General features: G+C 62.7%; 10 protein-coding genes. 8 read left to right on the top strand and 2 right to left on the bottom strand.

The features are described from left to right. Window positions 1-89 precede the first annotated feature (89 nt). From E4Z66_RS03460 to E4Z66_RS03450, 3 genes are all read left to right on the top strand, one after another. Window positions 90-632 carry a sigma-70 family RNA polymerase sigma factor gene (locus tag E4Z66_RS03460; protein WP_136461531.1) on the top strand — a complete coding sequence of 181 codons (543 nt, stop codon included), beginning with the start codon at window positions 90-92 and terminating at the stop codon, window positions 630-632. After that, a complete protein-coding gene (locus E4Z66_RS03455) occupies window positions 629-1,315 on the top strand; it encodes an anti-sigma factor (protein WP_136461530.1) in 687 nt (228 codons plus the stop codon). The genes E4Z66_RS03460 and E4Z66_RS03455 overlap by 4 nt, the downstream gene beginning before the upstream one ends. 156 nt (window positions 1,316-1,471) lie before the next feature. Continuing rightward, window positions 1,472-2,323, top strand: coding sequence for a DUF4394 domain-containing protein (locus E4Z66_RS03450; protein WP_136461529.1), 852 nt, complete (start codon window positions 1,472-1,474; stop codon window positions 2,321-2,323). A 76-nt stretch (window positions 2,324-2,399) separates the two neighbouring features. On the opposite strand, the gene E4Z66_RS03445 is transcribed toward E4Z66_RS03450, so the two are convergent. After that, window positions 2,400-4,835 (bottom strand): GcvT family protein, encoded by a 2,436-nt coding sequence (locus tag E4Z66_RS03445; RefSeq protein ID WP_136461528.1) that lies wholly within the window; start codon window positions 4,833-4,835, stop codon window positions 2,400-2,402. Between the two features lie 531 nt (window positions 4,836-5,366). Here E4Z66_RS03445 and E4Z66_RS19800 point away from each other — a divergent pair. Further along, window positions 5,367-10,541, top strand: coding sequence for a LamG-like jellyroll fold domain-containing protein (locus E4Z66_RS19800; protein WP_136461527.1), 5,175 nt, complete (start codon window positions 5,367-5,369; stop codon window positions 10,539-10,541). Between the two features lie 25 nt (window positions 10,542-10,566). Here E4Z66_RS19800 and E4Z66_RS03435 read toward each other — a convergent pair whose 3' ends face one another. Further along, window positions 10,567-11,268, bottom strand: coding sequence for an iron-containing redox enzyme family protein (locus tag E4Z66_RS03435; protein WP_211097102.1), 702 nt, complete (start codon window positions 11,266-11,268; stop codon window positions 10,567-10,569). Window positions 11,269-11,506: 238 nt separating this feature from the next. On the opposite strand from E4Z66_RS03435, the gene E4Z66_RS03430 reads away from it, so the two are divergent. The 4 genes from E4Z66_RS03430 to E4Z66_RS03415 all read left to right on the top strand — a co-directional run bounded on the left by E4Z66_RS03430 (window position 11,507) and on the right by E4Z66_RS03415 (window position 17,371). Next, complete coding sequence (locus tag E4Z66_RS03430) at window positions 11,507-11,764, top strand: hypothetical protein (RefSeq protein ID WP_136461526.1); 258 nt, start codon at window positions 11,507-11,509, stop codon at window positions 11,762-11,764. After that, the gene (locus tag E4Z66_RS03425; RefSeq protein WP_136461525.1) at window positions 11,761-12,975 is read left to right on the top strand and encodes a YcaO-like family protein; all 1,215 of its coding nucleotides are present in this window, start codon (window positions 11,761-11,763) and stop codon (window positions 12,973-12,975) included. The genes E4Z66_RS03430 and E4Z66_RS03425 overlap by 4 nt, the downstream gene beginning before the upstream one ends. Window positions 12,976-12,996: 21 nt before the next feature. Further along, window positions 12,997-14,166 (top strand): TfuA-like protein, encoded by a 1,170-nt coding sequence (locus tag E4Z66_RS03420; RefSeq protein WP_136461524.1) that lies wholly within the window; start codon window positions 12,997-12,999, stop codon window positions 14,164-14,166. An 82-nt stretch (window positions 14,167-14,248) separates the two neighbouring features. Beyond that, window positions 14,249-17,371, top strand: a complete 3,123-nt coding sequence (locus E4Z66_RS03415) for an ATP-binding protein (RefSeq protein WP_136461523.1) — start codon at window positions 14,249-14,251, stop codon at window positions 17,369-17,371. Window positions 17,372-17,376 lie beyond the last annotated feature (5 nt).

The following is a 17,376-nucleotide window of genomic DNA, read 5'->3' as shown; positions in this document are numbered from 1 at the left end:
CATGCCGTTCGCGGGTGCGTTGCTTGGCGCTGGTGTTTCGCCCGCGCGGCGGGCATGATCGCCCGGCGGGCAGGGGGGATTTCGTCAGAATGAGCGGTATCGACGACATCGAAGAGATGATCGTGCAAGTCAGTTTGGGCAACCGGGCGGCGTTTTCCTCGCTTTATGATGCGACCTCTGCGAAACTTTTCGGGGTCTGCTTGCGTGTCTTGAAAGACAGGGCCGAAGCGGAAGAGACGTTGCAGGACGTTTTCCTACGGGTTTGGCAGAAGGCAAGCCTGTATCGCGCCAACGGGTATAGCCCGATGACTTGGTTGATCACGCTGGCGCGGAATGCGGCGATTGACAGGCTGCGCGCACGCAAGGCCCCGGCGGTCGATATCGACGAGGTGCCTGACCTGCGCGATGCCGGGCCCACGCCGGAAGCCGCGGCGATTGCGTCTTCTGAACGGGCACGGCTTGATGGGTGCCTGGAGGAATTGGAGGCCGACAGATCGGATGCGGTGCGCCGCGCTTATCTGGACGCAGAAAGCTACAAGGCGTTGGCGGCGCGCTACGATGTGCCGCTGAACACGGTCCGCACATGGCTGCGGCGCAGTCTGCTGAAACTGAGAGAGTGCCTGACCCGATGAGCGAGACAGAAGATCATAGCGACGATATCGCCCTTGCGGGTGAGTACGTGCTGCATCTTCTGAATGCAGCGGATCGGCGCGCGGTCGAGGCACGGTTGACCACGGATCCCGTATTGCGCCGCTTGGTGCGCGATTTCGAGACACAATTCGCGCCCATGGCCGAAGATATCCCCGAGGTGGTGCCGCCAGCCGCGCTTAAAGCCCGGATCGAAGCCCGGCTGTTCGACAAGCCACGCAAGGAACGGCGCAGTATCTGGCGCTGGATCCTGGGCGGGACGCTGGCGATTGGCGTATTGGCCGGGGCGCTGGTGATGGCACCGCGCTTGATGGACATGGGCGCGCCGGCTCCGGCCATGACGGCCACGGTCGCGGCGGAAGACGGATCGCTTGTCGTGGCGGCGCGCTTTATCCGCGAGACGGGCATGCTTGATATCGAACGGCAGGCCGGGGGCGCGCTGCCGGGGCGGGTGTTGGAGCTGTGGCTGATCGCTGACGGTGCAGAAGCCCCCGTGTCGCTGGGCGTTCTGCCGCCCGATGGCACCGCGCAGATCACCGTGCCGGCGGCGCTGGCGGGGCAGCTTTCCGGCGGCCTTCTGGCCATCAGCGACGAGCCGCCGGGCGGCTCGCCCACGGGTGCGCCCACGGGGGCTGTCCTGGCCGCAGGTCCGGTCATCGACGCCTGATCCGGCAAGCAGACGTGCGGGCGTGCGCCTTGATGACGCGCCCGCGACGCGGCCCTGCGAAAAAAAATGTTCTGGCGGTGAAACTTCCGGGCGCTGTTTTGCGTGGCTTCTTTATCGGCGGCTCTGACGGGCCGCGAAACCGAAGGAGCAAGTCCAATGACGTTCAAGACAGCAATCGCCGCCACCGTCGCCACCATCGCGCTGGGATCAGCCGCCGCAGCCGATGGTCATGCCGCGACAAAGGGGTATGCCCTGTCGGGCGATGGAAGCCGCCTTATCGTGATGGACAGCATCGCCATGCCGCAAGACGCGCGCAGCGTGGCATTGTCGGCCCCCATCCGCTCTATCGCGTGGCGCCCCGTGACGGGGGAACTGATCGGTTACGCCGATGGCAAGATTGTCACCATCGATACGCAATCCGGCACCGTGGTCGATCAGGGCGCGACCTTCATGGAGAACGCCATGATCGCTGGGGATGCGGTGGTTGCGTTCGATTTCAACAACAAGATCGACGCGGTGCGCGCGGTGTCGTCGCAGGGCGATAATCTTGTCTACTTCCCGGGCGATTTTGGGGATGACAAGGCCAATTCCGTGCGCCGCTTCACCAGCCTTGCCTATGCGGATGGCGATATCTCCGCCGGGGCGGAGCCGCTGATCTTTGCCAATGCCTATACCAACGCGATTGATGGCATGAAGGCGGGCGACACCTTCCAATATGCGCTGGATGCGCGGGCCAATGCCTTGGTGAACTTGGCCAATAATGCCGGCACGCTGGACACGATTGGCCTCATCACCATTGACGGGGCACCCGCCGATATCCTGCCCGAGGGCGGATTTGACATTGTGTCGCCGCAAGAGGGAACCGATGCGGCCTATGCGGTGTTGCACATAGACGGGCAGGACAGCGCCGGGCTTTACGCCATCGACCTGTCGACCGGAGCGGCCACGATGCTGGCCGATCTGGGCATGAGTGGAATTTCGAGCTTCGCGGTGTCTTCCGGGAAGTAACGATCCAAGGTTGTACGGGTAACGAGTGGAATGGCGGCGCCGGGGAAGGGGCCGCCATTTTCCGTTGGATGCAGGCTCAGGCGTGCAGGCGGTCGAAACCCGGATCATAGGGCGCGTCCGGGATCACGGTCGCGGGCACCAGATCACCGCACAGGTCCAGCAACATCTCCGTTCCCTCGGCGCTGAATAGCGGATCGACAAAGGCATAGGCCAGATTGCGTCCGACCCGGTGGCCCCAATCGCCCGATGTGATGGTGCCAATGACCGTGTCGCCCTGCATCAGCGACGCGCCGCCGCGCGCCGGGGCGTGGGTGGCGGCGATGTCCAGAGTGACGCGCTTTTTCCTGGGGCCATCCGCAACACGCCCCATCAGCGCGGCCCGTCCGATGAAATCGCCCTTGTCCAGTTTCACAAAGCGATCGAGGCCGGTTTCAAACGGGTCGAATTCGGTCAGCAGATCGGCCTTCCAGTGCAAGAAGCCTTTCTCCATCCGCATCGATTCCACCGCGCGCGCACCGAACAGTTGCAATCCGAACGCCTCGCCCGCTGTGCGCAGCGCCAGATAAGCAGCATAGAGCGAGGCATTGGGCACGTGAATCTCATAGGCCAATTCGCCCGAGAAGCTGACCGCCATCACCGTCGCCGGGGCATAGCCGATGAAGCATTCGCGCAGGCTCAGCCATGGGAATGCGGCGGCTGACCAATCGCCGCGGGCCGCGGCGGATAGGACCGCGCGCGCTTTCGGCCCGGCCAGAACCACGATGGTCTGGTCATTGGTGAGGCTGCGCAGCTGCACGTCCTCGGCCGGGTCCAGATGGGCGCGCAGCCAGTCCATATCGTGATATTCGCTGGCCGCTGCCGATCCATACCACACCCGGTCCGGCCCCCGGTCGCTGGCGGGAATATTTGCGATCGTCGCCTCGGCCTTGATCATCCCATGATCGTTCAGCAGATAGCCCAGCCCGACACGGCCCGGACGCTTGGTGACGGTGCCGCAGATCATCCGGTCAAGGAATGCGTGGCGATCCTTGCCGGTGATTTCGATCCGGTTGAAGCCGTTCACCTCGCACAGACCCACATTGCCCTGCACATTCGCCACTTCCGCTGCAACGCAATCGAACGCCTCGTCGAAATTGAAGGTCAAGCTGGGGTGAAATTCCGGGTCGGGCTTGATGTAATCGACGCGCTCCCATCCGTTGACGGTGGTGAATTCCGCGCCTTCGGCGGCCATGATCGGTGTCAGGGGGGTTGTCTTGGCCGGGCGGCCGGCCGGGCGGTGCTCGTGCGGGAAGTGAAAGCGGAATTCGTTCTGATAGTCTTCGATCGCCTTCAGCGCCGTGAGTTCCACATTCGTATGGCCGGTAAAGCGGCGTGGATCGATACACCATGTGTCATAGCACGCCTCGCCGTGGACGATCTGTTGCGCCAGCAGCCAGCCGTGGCCGCCGCCTTCGCCAAGCCCGGCGCGCAGTCCGATGATGCAGAAAGCGTTCCGCTTGCCGGGGATGGGGCCGACCAGCGGCGCGCCGTCGATCGTATAGGTGATCGGGCCGTTGACCACCGTGCGGATGCCGGTCTCCATCAAGGCGGGCATCCGTGCGAATGCGCCTTCCAGCACATCGGTCACGCGGTCCAGATCATCGGGGCAAAGCGCATTGACGAAATTCGGATCAATCCCGTCCATACCCCATGTCTTGCACCCCTGTTCATAGAAGCCAAGCAGCAGCCCGTTCTTTTCCTGACGGCAGTAATAATCCGAGATCGGGCAGCGCAGCAGCGGCATTCGGTGGCCTGCCTCTGTAATGGCGGGGATGTCTTCGGTCAGGAAATACTGATGTTCCATGGATGCGACGGGATGGTGCACGCCCGTCATCGCGCCGACTTCGTTCACCCGGTAGCCACCGGCATTGACCACCACATCGCAATCTATATCGCCTTGTTCGGTATGCACCGTCCATGTGTCATCGCTGTGCTGCGTCAGCGCGGTAACAGGCGTGTTGCGATATACTTCGGCCCCGGCCTTGCGCGCCCGGCGGGCCAGCGCCTGACATAGCTGCGCCGGGTCGATATCGCCGTCCAGAGGATCCCAAAGCCCGCCCAACAGGTTCTCGGTTGAGATCAGCGGATGGCGGCGGGCGCATTCCTCGGCGTCGATCACCTCGAAATGGACATCCATCCCGCGCGCCATGGACGCGAAATGGCGATAGCCCTGCATCTGTTCTTGCGTGTTGGCGAGACGGATGCCGCCATCGCCGTGATGGTAGTTGATCGGGTAATCGGGGTCCTCGGCCAGTTCCTTGTAAAGGTTGATGGAATGGGTCTTGAGGCCCACCATCGTCTGGTTCATCCCGAAATTGGTCACCTGTGCCGCCGAATGCCACGTGGTGCCGCTGGTCAGTTCGTTGCGTTCCACCAACACCACGTCGGTCCAGCCTTCCTGCGTCAGGTGATACAGGGTGGAGCAACCGGCGATGCCGCCACCGATAACAACGGCCTTGGTGCGAGTTTTCATGGGACAGTCTCCGATCTGATGTCTGCGGGATAGGGGCGCAACTGATTGCATCGCGCAATAAGCCTGCGGCCAGCTTTCGCGAAACCAAAACTGACATTCGGATTTACCAAGAATCGCCCAGCGATATTGCGCCCTGCGTAAAGGCAGCGACGAGGCCGCGCAGAACAGACAACCGGAGATTGGACAGCTTGTTTCCAAATGTGAAAAAATCGCTGACGCCGCGCGGTGAATTTGCCTTCGATTTTAGCAAACGCGGCTTCCCGCCGACAGCGTCCGCGCGCCTGTGCAAGTTCCTGCGCAAGCCGGGTGCAAACCCGGCCGGTTAACTGAATTTTGGCCGTTAACTGCCAGACTTAACACGGAAATGCCGCGCTTCGGTTCGGCGCAACCAGAAGGTTGGATAGACGCGTTCTCGCGCCAATTGGCGTGGGGTGCCGGACCCTTTGGGCCGGAGCAGTCAAAGTCTTGCCTAGGTTTCGCCACGATGCCCCGGCACGCCAGTGCAAATGCTCCTCAAACGGGAAATCCTGTATGTCCGTCACCAGCTCCTCGACTTTCGTGTCCTCCGTTCCCGGCCTCGCGCCGACCGTCGCCGCAAGCGCTGTCACCGGTATTCCCCTCGAAGGGACCGGCTTGGTTGGCTATGCCTATTCCGACGGTGAAAGCATCTATAACATCTCGCGCCTGAACCAGTTGATCGCGGCGGGGGATCCCAAGGCCCATATCGCGGTGTCCGAACTGGCCTTTGCGACGGGCGATACCGATGCCACACTGAAGGAGTTTCTGGGCGACAATGGCACCGTCACATCGGGGAACGAGGACATGGTCGTGGGGCCGTCGGGGCTGCTGGTCATGGGCTATGTCTATATCCCGGCAGGCGTGCATACGGTCTCCATCCGGTCCGATGACGGGTTCGACCTGAACCTCGGTGGGGTCGATTTTTCGGATTACACCAGCGCGCGCGGGGTTGGCGAAACCTCTGTCACGGCGGAGTTCGAAGGCGGCCTTTACGCCATGCAGCTGCGTTATTTCGAAACCGGCGGGGCCAAGGCGCTCGCGATGGAGATCGACGGCTTCGTTGTCGATCAAAGCGCATTTTACCAGTCGATCTGGGACTTTACCGACCCGCCTCCGGATGTGCCGCTGGTCGATGTGGCCGATTACCACCCGTCCGAAACGCTGGACACGCTGACGCGCGACGATCCCGAAACGCTGACGGGCGATGCCGGTGTGGACCGGATCAATGCGCTTGGCGGCGACGATGTCGTGGATGGCCGCGCGGGGGACGACCATTTGCTTGGCGGGTATGGCGATGACCGCCTCGACGGGGGGGATGGCGACGACGTGCTGGATGGCGGTTACGGGTCGGACCTGCTGATCGGCGGCGCGGGTAATGACCTTCTGGTGTCGCGCTCTGACGCGGGGGAGCAGAAAGTCGGCCAGCGCACCGTGATCGACGAGACGCGCCCCGATGGTGGGCAGATCAACCCGGAATTCGACAAGCTATACGGCTATGAACATCAGCCGCTGGTCGGCGACGATATTCTGGTCGGTGGCGCCGGGATGGATACCTTCCTGATCGCGCCGCAGATCAATGGCACGCAGGAAAGCATCGAAAAGCACATCCGTTCCGATGGCACGATCCGTTGGGCCGGTGTTGCCGGTGAAAACGATTATCAGCACGATCACTGGGTGGATTCCTTCGGGTTCGATCTGATCGCGGATTACAACGCGCAAGAGGACCATATCGCGGTGATCGGCCACACGGTGAACGTGGCGGTGGAGCATGTCGATTACGACAATGACGGCGTGATGGAGAGCATCATTACCGCCGTATCCAAGCAACACGGGGCAGGCGGTGCCCATGACCGCGACCTTGTCGGGGTTGTCTTCGTCGAGGGCGATCTGGTCGATGTGGACGCGATCAAGACCGACGCGGGCGTGACCTATGGCGTGGTCGAAGGTTATGCGGATATCGCGGAAGCGATCCTGCAGGTGGGCGAGACGAAAACGCTGACCGAAGGCGGCACCGACTATCACGGCTATGATTACCGCGAGGCGGGCGAGGTCGATGTCGCGCCGGAAGGCGATGCGGCGGATTTGATGGACAATCCGTTCTGGGACGAGGCCCAGGATTACATCACAGGCCCGACCGAGGCGGAGGATGTCGTCCTGACCCGCGATCCTTTCACCCCGCTTGGTTTCGAGGATGCCGAGGGGCAAACCATCACCGGCACCAATGGGGCCGAGACCTTGGGCCCCGTATCCGAGCCGGAGCCGGACGGATTGCCCGGCGCTTTGGGGTTCTGGTCGCTCGATTACACGGGCACCGGGTCTTACGAGGATGGGCGCGGAGAGCTTGGCCCCGTCAAGGCCTATACGCTTTACGAAAATCAGGCTGTGCTGCGCACCTGGGACGCGGCGAATGGTCCGCGTGACGGCGTGAAGGCACTGAAATTCGACGGGGAATCCGATTTCGCCTATCTCGCCCATGACTCGGCCTTCCAGGTCACGCAGGGCACGATCGCGCTTTGGGTTCGGGCCGATAATCTGGACAGCACCGGTGCGATCCTGACCAAGGATGCGCTTGGAAACGGCGATGGCGGGCATTTCCGCTTGCTTCAGCTCAAGGATGGCGGGCTTTACCTTCGATTTGCGCCCGGCGATGGCGGCTCCAACCGGTCGTGGAAGATCGAAGAGCCGGTGCTGAAAGAGGGCGTCTGGACCCATCTGGCGGTCAACTTCACCGAAGACGGCGTGACCGTCTACAAGGACGGCAAGGCCTTGTCGGACGATCTTTGGGTGCCTTCCGAAGGCGACGTGGCCTCTCCGGGTATCTACAAAGAAGCCTATATGCTTGGCAATGAAGAGCCGTGGATCTTGGGCGCCGATCAGCGGGTGACCGAAATCAACGAGACCGCGCAGGCTTTCGCCACCGATGACGAAGACCTTGACGATGCGTTCGAAGGCGCGATGGCCGAATTTGGCATCTGGGGCGGGTTCGATGCGCAAGACGCGCTGACCACGGCAGAAATCAAGGAGCTGATGAAGAACGGCCCCGGCACGGCGCTTACCAACCCGTCGGGTCCGCAAGCGATGGTAGCCTCTGACGATGTGATCAAGGGCTGGGGCGGCGATGACATTATCGATGGCGGCGCGGGCGACGACTACCTCAAGGGCGGCGGCGGCGATGACACCATCACCGGCGGCTATGGCGATGACCGGCTTCTGGGCGGGGATGGAGACGACATTCTGGATGGCGGGCGCGGCTCTGACTATGTGATGGGCGGTGACGGCGACGACATCATGATCTCGGGCAGTGATGTGGGCGAGGACCGCGCGGGCCAGCTGGTGCTGTATGAAATGGGTGTGGATCAGCCGATCCGCCCCTATCCCGATCCGTCGATCGACGATGCGCTGCTCAAGCTGGTCGATTGGATCGATCAGCCGCTTTATGCGGACGACATTTTCCTTGGTGGCGCGGGCGCGGACCACATGGCGGTGCGCACCTATATCAACGGCAAGAAGGATGCGATCCTCGACAATGTGATGACCGATGGGCGCATGATCCATTGGCATGGGGTGGCCGGCGAAAATGCACAGGTCCACGACCATTGGGTTGACGGTATCGGCATCGATATCTTCGGCGATTTCAACGCTGACGAGGACACGATTTCCGTCATCGGGCATACGACCAACATCGAAATCACCTATGACACGGTGGACACGGATGCAGACGGGATCGACGATTCCGTGTTGTCGCTGATCCGGCTGTATTCGCAGCAAGGCTCCAATGGTGGCGCGCATGACGAGGACGAGCTTGGCATTCTCGCGGTGATCGGGGATCTGGTGACCGAAGACATGGTCGAAACCGATCCGGGCGCGCATCTGGGCATCGTCCAGACCATCGACGATCTGCAAGAAGCGCTTGCGCCCTCTGACGATCCGTCCTCGGTGGCGCGGCCCGGTGATTTGTTCGGCTATGACGACCGCGATGTGGAAGGGCGTCCGCTGACGACCGATCCGATGGCATGGTCGGTGAACCCGTTCATGGACTCCGCGTCCGGCAGTTTCGCCTGGAACCCCGGCAGCGGGCAGAACGTCTTGGCGCAGGTCAACTCCCATGGCGGCGGCAGCTTCAACGGGCTGACCGTGATGGAGATGGCGCATATGGCCGGCGAACAGCAAAGCGCGGGCACCTATGTGCTTACCTTCAGTGCCAACGAACCGGGCGCGGGCCATCAGGCGCTGCTGTCGAAGGATTTCTCCGGCTATGGCGATGGCGGGCATCTGACCATCTGGATCGACGATTACGGCTATCTGCGCACGCGGCTTCAATCCACTGATGGCGACGCCTATCTGCGCTATAACACCAAGATCGAGGCGGGGCGTGAATACGATATCGCCTTTGCCTATGGGCAGGATGGTGTGTCGCTCTTCGTGGATGGCGATCTGGTCAGCCAGAACACGGATTTCGTCGCGGATATGCTGGGCAATGACGGCTCGACCATGATTGGCGCCTCGACCCGCTACCGGACGGAGAGCGCGAATAACCTTGAATGGTTGTTCGACGGTGAAATCACGAATGTCTCGGTTCTCAATACCGATATCAGCACGTCGCAGGCGATCCTGCTGGCCTCAAGCGATAATGACCTGCGCACGCTGGGCATCGCGGGCGCGGTCCAGTCCGAAGATGGCGCTTGGGTCGGCAGCGCGGGCGGCGATTTCATCTCCGGCACCCATGGTGACGACGAAATCACCGCGCTTGGCGGCGACGATACAGTGCAGGCCGGGGACGGCGACGACGTGATCGACGCGGGCGCGGGGGCGGATATGGTCGACGGGGGCGATGGATCCGATTGGATAAGCTATGCGTCTGACGATTATGGCGTTTCGGTGTATCTGACACACGGGTTCTCCCGCTCTGTCGAGGGCGATGACGTTCTGATTTCGGTGGAGAACGTGATCGGCTCGGACGGGATCGACCGGCTGATCGGGGATAGCGGCGACAATATCCTGATGGGCGGCGCGGATGATGACATTCTCAGCGGCAAGGGCGGTAATGATACGTTCGATGGCGGCGCCGGGGATGACTATATGCGCGGCGAGGACGGTGTTGATACCATGAGCGGCGGCAATGGGTCCGACGTGCTTCTGGGTCTTGGCGGTAGTGACATTCTCGATGGTGGGTCCGGTGCGGATTATATCTATGGCGGGCGTGACGCGGACGAGATTTACGGCGGTTCGGGCAATGACAACCTGCGTGGCAACCTTGGCGGCGATCAGATCCATGGCGGCGATGGTGCGGATGACATCCGCGGCGGCGGCAATGGCGATGCGCTTTACGGCGGTGCGGGCGACGATTTCATCATGGGAGAAGGCGGCACCGACATCATCGAAGGCGGCGCAGGGGACGATATGCTCTTTGGTGGCTATGGCGGCGGCTCCAATGACGGGCAGCGCGATGTGTTCCGCTTTGCCAGCAGCGCAGATGGCGCGGGTGGGTTCGACCGTATCCGCGATTTCGAGAACGGCACCGATGTGATCGACGTGTCGGCCTTTGGGTTCAGCGCCTTTTCCGAGGTCGCGGCACTGGCGTCCGACACGGGCAGCGCCATGCGTATCGATTTCGGCGGCGGCGACGTCATCTATATCGATTATTTCTCGCAATCCCTGTTCGACGCAGGCGATGTGATTTTCGCCTGATCGGATCGGTTTTCAGGGCGGCGCGTCAGGCGGCGCGCCGCGTCTGCCAATCAATCGGACGCAGCGCGCCGATACATTCGGTCAGGGATTCCATCGACGCGATCATGCTGGTCGCGATCATATCGACGTCATAGGGCGTCAGTGGCAAACGGTCGATGCAATCGAACAGGTCGGCGCTGTGCTGCGGATCCAGCGCGCCGTGCAGCCGGAAGGTGCGAAAGGACTCTTCGGGCAGCCCCGATCTGTCGCGCATCTGGTCGATGATCTCTTCGCTGGGTGGAAAGCTTTCCAACACCATGATGCAGCCCAGCAGCATGACCGGATGGTGATGTTCCACCCAATAACGCTGCGCCCCGGCCAGCCGCGCGACCGAAGGTGGCGGGACTTGGCGTATCGCGATTTTCGGATCGAACCCGGCGGCCTCCAGGTCTTCCAGCGCCCAGACATCATGGTCGCGCTCTTCGTCGATGTGATGCGCCAGATAGGCCGCAAGCGGCGCGCAGACCGGATCGGCATCGCCAATCGCTTCGCAGCGGCGCACGGCCGCTTCCATCACAGGCAGCGATGCGCGCATGATCTGGTGAAGCAGGACAAGAAAGGACGGGATCATCTCTGCGGGATTGGAACTGCCCCAAAGCTCTTCGAACTTCGCTTCGAGAGGGCCGGTGAACAGCATCATCTGCGTGCGCAAACGTGTGCTGGGCGGCGGCGCGGTCTGATCTTTCATGACGAAACTCCCTTTTGCGTGAATGGGTCTTACCCCCTTGGGCCATCAAAACACCGCCAGCAAAATCACGGCGCGGCCGATATCGAATAAGACCCATTAAGCGCAGCAGGCTCCGCAACTTGTCAAGCGCGGCGCGGGCGCGTGAAAACTGGACAGGTTGTAAGCCTTCCTGCTACCATCCCGGGAGTGGGTAGAGATTTCAGAAAATTTGTATTGAAACCAGCTTGGGATGGAAACAATGGCGAGCTATGGTGATTTCGAAAGCAATTTCAAAGCGATGCAGGATACCGTCGATAAGGACGGCAACCCGCAGAAGCGGGCCATTCCAGCGGGGGTGAACCCCGAGGATATTCCCGATCATGTGCAGCAGGCGATTGCCGAATTGACGATCGATCAGGTCAACACGCTGGTCGATCTGGCGGTGAAGACCAAGTCGCACATCTTCATTCACGAACATGGCAATGAAAAAGGCCGGATTATCGCTCTGGGTCTGTGAATGTGCTGACCTGTCCGCTCACGCGGGGGGAGCCTGATCGCAAGCGCGACAGGGCGGCGGGCCGGGTGCTTTCGGACACGGCGCTTGACGCGATGATCGCCCGGGCCGTGCCGCGGGTGCCGGTGACGCGGGTGTCCGAGGTGTCTCGGCTGGAGAGAGGCGCAGCGCCCGTCTTTTCGGCCACCACGCCGTTGGCGCGCGACCTGACAACCCATATGGGAAAGGGGCTGACGCGCCGCGCGGCCCGGATCAGCGCGGTGATGGAAGCGATTGAGCGTGTCTCGGCAGAGCGGGTGCATCAACCGGTGCGGCGCGCGTCCTTGCAGCAGATGCAGGCCATTGGGGAGGCCTGCCTCGACCCCGTTTCCTGCGATTTGCCACCAAGCACGCGCTATGATCCGGCGCGGGAGTTTTCGTGGGTGCAAGGTTGGGATTTGCTGCGCGGTCATGCGTTGTGGTTACCGCTGGATCTGTGCCAGTCACCGCCCGCTGAGGGGATCTTGGACCAGGTGGACACCAACGGTCTGGCCTCGGGCGGCACCTATGGCGAGGCGATCCGCCATGGGCTGCTTGAGGTGATCGAACGCGATGCGATCAGCGCGCATCTGTTTTTCGACCATTTCGGCCATGCGGGCGGGATTGCACCTGCGCGCCGTCTGCTGAGTTCCGAAGGGGTCGCAGGCGTCATCGGAGAGGTAGGCCCGCAGCAGCGCGTCGAGCTGGAGGAGATCACCACCGATATCGGCGTGCCGGTTGTGGCCTGCCGCTTGATCGAGGGAGGTTATGACACGGCCCATGGCCCGCAGCAGATGGTGTTTGGCGGCTGGGGCTGCGATCCGCAGGTGGATATCGCGGCGCGCCGGGCGTTGACCGAGGCGCATCAATCGCGTTTGGGGGCGCGGCAGGGGACGCGGGACAGTTTCAACGTGATGGAGCCCGCCCGCCATGAGGCGCATCGGCCAAGCGGCACCAGTGCTGGCGCAGCCCAAGGGGCGTTATCCGCGCCGCCGCCTGTCTTTGGCTCGGTCTCCCAGGATATCGCATGGTGCCTTGGCAAGCTGCGGGAGGTCGGGCTGAGCCGTGTCTTGGTGGTCAATATGACAGACCCGGATCTGGGCGTGCCGGTGGTGCGCGTCCGGGTGCCGGGGCTGGCAAGCTATGTGGTGGATCGCCACCGGCCTGGCTGGCGCGCCATGCGTCACATTTTGTGAGAGGCCCGGTGTGAGAAGCCCATGGTGACGCCCCCGCGTGAGGTGCCGTTGGTCTTTCTTGGCCCGTCCTGCGATGCGGACTCTGTACGGCAGATATTGCCCGATGCCGTGATCGTGCCGCCTGTGGCGCGCGGCGATCTCTATCGGTATCGGATGCTCAATTTCGGGCTGTTCGTGATCTTTGATGGCGTTTTCTCTGACGCGCTTGCGGTGGCTCCGCGCGAGATCGTCGATGTGATGGAGGATGGCGCGGCGGTTGTGGGCGCGGCCAGCATGGGCGCGCTGCGGGCGGCTGATTGCGCGGTTGCCGGGGCGGTCGGGCAGGGCGCGGTCTTTCGTCTGTTTCGGCGCGGCGTGCTGACCTCGGAAGATGAGGTCGCGGTGCTGCATGTACCGGATCGGGCCTATCCGCCGGTAACGCTGGCTTTGGTGTCGATCCGGTTCGCCTTGCGCCGCGCGCACCGGGAGGGGCATCTGGCGCAGACTCAGACTGCGGCGCTGATGGAGGCGGCACAAAACCTGACCTATCAGGACCGCAGTTGGGCCCGGATCGCGGCTGCGGCGGGGATGCCCCTTGGCGCAGATGTTCTGCGCGCGTTGAAAGCCCATGACATTAAACGGGCAGACGTGCTGGCCTGCTGCCGGTTTGTGCGGCGGCACCAAGGAACCGCGCGGCTGGCCAGCCATGTCCGCGCCGATCTGCGTGCGCCCGTGGGCCGCATGGGACAGCCGCGCGAGCGTGGACCCGATCCGTTCGCGGGCTACGACATGCCCAAGGTCATTCCCGATTTCTGGCTCTGGGCCTTATGCGCCGGGGCGCTGAATGACGCGCCATTTCCAGTACCCTCGCAGGCGCAGATCCTTGCGGCGGACACCGCCGCGCTGCGCCAAGCTTTTGATGACGGCGCGCCGCAGCTTTCGCCGCTCTTCATGCGCTTCAGCGTCTTTCGCAAGGCGGTCGACCTGATGGTGGCGCGTGGGACCGCGCCGCAGCCGCAATTTCTGGACATGGCAGAGCGTGAAATCCTGGCCAGTCACGGAGTTTCAAACTGGGCCGATCTGTCCGCGCTACCCGATTTCCGGGCGGCATTGGACCTGTATCGCACGCAGCGGGCGATGGCCCTTGAAGTGCGCAACTATAGATTGATTTCCCTTGTGCCAGTGCCGGAACCCGCCCAAACACAGCCGTAAAGCTCGTAATACGGGTGGGCGATGCTGGACGCATTCACCGGCGTCGCCTACCATATCACTTTAAAATTGGGGGTGGTTGCACATGGATTCCGGCGCAAATGCTCTGGCAGAGTTCCTTGAGCAGCACGGCCTAGAACGCTATGCGGGCATGCTGGCCGAGCAAGCCGTCGACCTTGAAGTCCTGCCGCAACTTACGGTTGATGAGTTGCGCGAAATCGGGCTGCCTGTCGGGGATCGGCGAAAGCTGATGACGGCCGTGTCCGACCTGCTGCGCAAACGCAACCGCAATGGTGGCCATGCGCAGGCCCGGTCGGCGGAACGGCGTCACGTCACCATCCTGTTTTGCGATATGGTCGGCTCCACCGAATTGGCGCATCGGCTCGACCCCGAGGATTTCAGCGAGTTGCTGCGGGGCTATTCGGACCGGAGCGCCGAAGCGATCCGCAACTTCAAGGGCTATGTCGCCAAGTTCATGGGCGACGGGGTGCTGGCATTTTTCGGCTATCCAAAGGCGCATGAGGATGACGTGGAACGGGCGATCCTGGCCGCGCGGGACATCCAACGTATCCATGCCGAAAACCCGATCCGGCTCGAAGGCGGCGCGCCCGAATGGATCAAGGTGCGCATCGGCATCCATACCGGCAAGGTCGTTGTCGGCAGTTTCAAAGACGGGCAGGGACCGGATGAGGATATTTTCGGCGAAGCCCCCAATGTCGCGCAGCGGTTGCTGAGCGCGGCCAAGGCGGGCGAGATCGTGATCAGCCCGCATACACGGCAACTTGCGGGCAGCCGGTTCGAATATGCCGCGTTGGAGCCTCGCGTGCTGCGCGGTTTGGCCGAATCCATCACGCCTTACCGGGTGGTGGGCGAAAATACCGACCGGACGCGCTTTGAAAGTCGCCGTTCGGACGTGCTGACGCCCTTCGTGGGCCGGGTGCATGATGTGGAGCGGCTGGTGGAGCATTGGGCCGAAGCACGCCAACGTCGCGGGCAGACGGTGCTGCTGTCGGGTCCGGCGGGGATTGGCAAATCGCGGCTGGCCAATGCGTTTTTCAACGAGGCGCATTTCGATTCCAAGTTTCTGCTGACTTTCCAGTCGTCGCAGCATCACACGGGTACCGCGCTCTACCCGGTGATTGCCCGGCTGCGGCAAGAGATCGGCCTGACGCCCGGCGACGAGCCGGACACGCAATTCGAAAAGTTGCGGCTTTGGATGGCGGATCTGCGGCTGAATGACGGGCGGTCTTTGGCATTGATGGCGGCGCTGCTGTCGGTGGATATCGAGGGCTTTGTGACGCCGCTCGACATGACGCCGCGCCAGCGGATGGAAGAGACGCTGCTGCTTTTGGTGTCGCTGTTCGATGCGCTGTCGCAAAGGGGCGCGATCCTTGCGTTCTTTGAGGATGTGCACTGGGCCGACCCGACGACCAAGCGCCTGATTGACCTGTTGCAGGAACATTGCGCGACGCGGGCGCTGCTGGTGATCGTGACCTTCCGGTCGGATGCAGAGCAGGGCGAGCCGCAATTGGGTATCGCCACCCATTACCGGCTGGATCGGCTGACCAATACCGACACATCCGCGTTGGTGATCGAGGCTGCCAAGCCCGTGGACATCCCGCCCAGCACCATTGCGGCGATTGTGCAGCGGGCGCAGGGGGTGCCACTGTTCGCCGAGGAACTGACCAAGGCGGTGATGGAGCGTTTGGCGCGCGGCGAGGCCCCTGAAACCGATGCGCAGACCGGAGAGCTTCTGGTGCCGGACAGCTTGGTGGATTCGCTTTCGGCCCGGTTGGATGCCTTGCCCGAAGCGCGCCATCTTGCGCAGGTCGCCGCCGCGATCGGGCGCGAGGTGCCGCAGGGCTTGCTGCGGCAAGTCTCAGGCTATGACGATGACCGCTTCAAGGGGGCGCTCAAGGAATTGTCGGACGCGCAGTTGATCCATTCCCTGCCAGAAGGCGGGTCGGAGCCGTTGGTGTTCGGGCACGCCTTGATCCAGGACGTGGCCTATGGGCTGATGCTGCGCAAGGACCGGCGGCGGATTCATGGCCGGATCGTCAAGGTCATGGAAGATGGCAGTGTGGACGGACCCGTGGCGCTGCCGGAAATTCTGGCGCGGCACTGTGAGGCGGCGCGCCAGACGCAGAAGGCCGTGACCTATCTGATCGAAGCCGGGCGCAACGCCATCGCACAATCGGCCAACGCCGAAGCGCTGCGCCATTTGAAACAGGCGCGTGCGCTGGTCGCGGCAGGCGACCGGATCGATCCCGCCGAAGCCGCCCGGTTGGAGCTTGAGATTCAAAGCGCCATCGGAATCCCGCTGATCGCGGTAGAGGGCTATACCTCGCGCGAGACAGTGCGCGCCTTTGACAGGGCCGAAGAAATCGCCGCCAGTATCGGGGATGTGCAAAGCCGTTTTCAGGCCTTGTTCGGGCTGTGGGGACATCGTTGGATGGCGGGGCATCTGGACATGTCGCAGCGCATCGCCGCCGAGATGTTGGAGATCGCGGAAGCCCACCCAACGGCAGAACGGCAGATCCTGGCCAATCGCTGCGCGGGCAGCACACAGTGGATCATGGGCAATTGCGCCCCGATGCTGACCTATCTTGACCGGGTCATCGACCTGACCCGCGATCAGAACACCGCCGAGCTGGCCAGTAAATACGCCGTGTGTCCGCAGGTGGTCGCGCTGGTTCTGGGCGGGTATGAACAATGGCTGGACGGGGCGCGTGAGGCCGGGCTGGCCCGGCTGGAGGCAGGCCGCGACCGGGCCTACCGGATGAGCCACCCCTACAGCCAGTCGCTCACCCATTCGCTGCTGGGCGGGATCGGCTGGTTGATCCGCGATGAAACCATGTTGGAAGAACACACCACGCGGCTTCGGCGCATCGCCGATGACCGGCGCTTTCCCTATTGGCAGGTCTATGCCCAGATGCTGGAAGGCGCGTTGCTGGCAATGAAGGGCGATAGCGCGGCGGGGCGCGAAGCGTTGGAACTGTCGATCCACGCCTATGACCGGATGGGGGTCTTTATCCACCGGACGGTGCAATTGATCATGCTGTCCGAGGTTGAATATCAGGACGGCAACACCCGGTTGGCAGCGGGGCTGCTGGACGAAGCCGAAGCGCTTGGCAACCGAACCGGAGAGCGCCAGTGGTTCGGTGTGATCGATGATTTGCGCCAAAGCCGGGGGCAGGCGCCGAACTGACTTGC

The organism is Aliishimia ponticola (assembly GCF_004803475.1).
In the GTDB taxonomy this organism is placed as follows: domain Bacteria; phylum Pseudomonadota; class Alphaproteobacteria; order Rhodobacterales; family Rhodobacteraceae; genus Aliishimia; species Aliishimia ponticola.
Note: the sequence above shows the minus strand (reverse complement) of the source record. Positions and strands in the feature narration are given on the sequence as shown.

Bases quoted from the DNA above. Each gene is read 5' to 3' on its own strand.
- E4Z66_RS03455 (WP_136461530.1), top strand. From the start codon at position 629: ATGAGCGAGACAGAAGATCATAGCGACGATATCGCCCTTGCGGGTGAG.
- E4Z66_RS03460 (WP_136461531.1), top strand. From the start codon at position 90: ATGAGCGGTATCGACGACATCGAAGAGATGATCGTGCAAGTCAGTTTG.
- E4Z66_RS03420 (WP_136461524.1), top strand. From the start codon at position 12,997: ATGGTGACGCCCCCGCGTGAGGTGCCGTTGGTCTTTCTTGGCCCGTCC.
- E4Z66_RS03435 (WP_211097102.1), bottom strand. From the start codon at position 11,268: ATGAAAGATCAGACCGCGCCGCCGCCCAGCACACGTTTGCGCACGCAG.
- E4Z66_RS03415 (WP_136461523.1), top strand. From the start codon at position 14,249: ATGGATTCCGGCGCAAATGCTCTGGCAGAGTTCCTTGAGCAGCACGGC.
- E4Z66_RS03430 (WP_136461526.1), top strand. From the start codon at position 11,507: ATGGCGAGCTATGGTGATTTCGAAAGCAATTTCAAAGCGATGCAGGAT.
- E4Z66_RS19800 (WP_136461527.1), top strand. From the start codon at position 5,367: ATGTCCGTCACCAGCTCCTCGACTTTCGTGTCCTCCGTTCCCGGCCTC.
- E4Z66_RS03450 (WP_136461529.1), top strand. From the start codon at position 1,472: ATGACGTTCAAGACAGCAATCGCCGCCACCGTCGCCACCATCGCGCTG.
- E4Z66_RS03445 (WP_136461528.1), bottom strand. From the start codon at position 4,835: ATGAAAACTCGCACCAAGGCCGTTGTTATCGGTGGCGGCATCGCCGGT.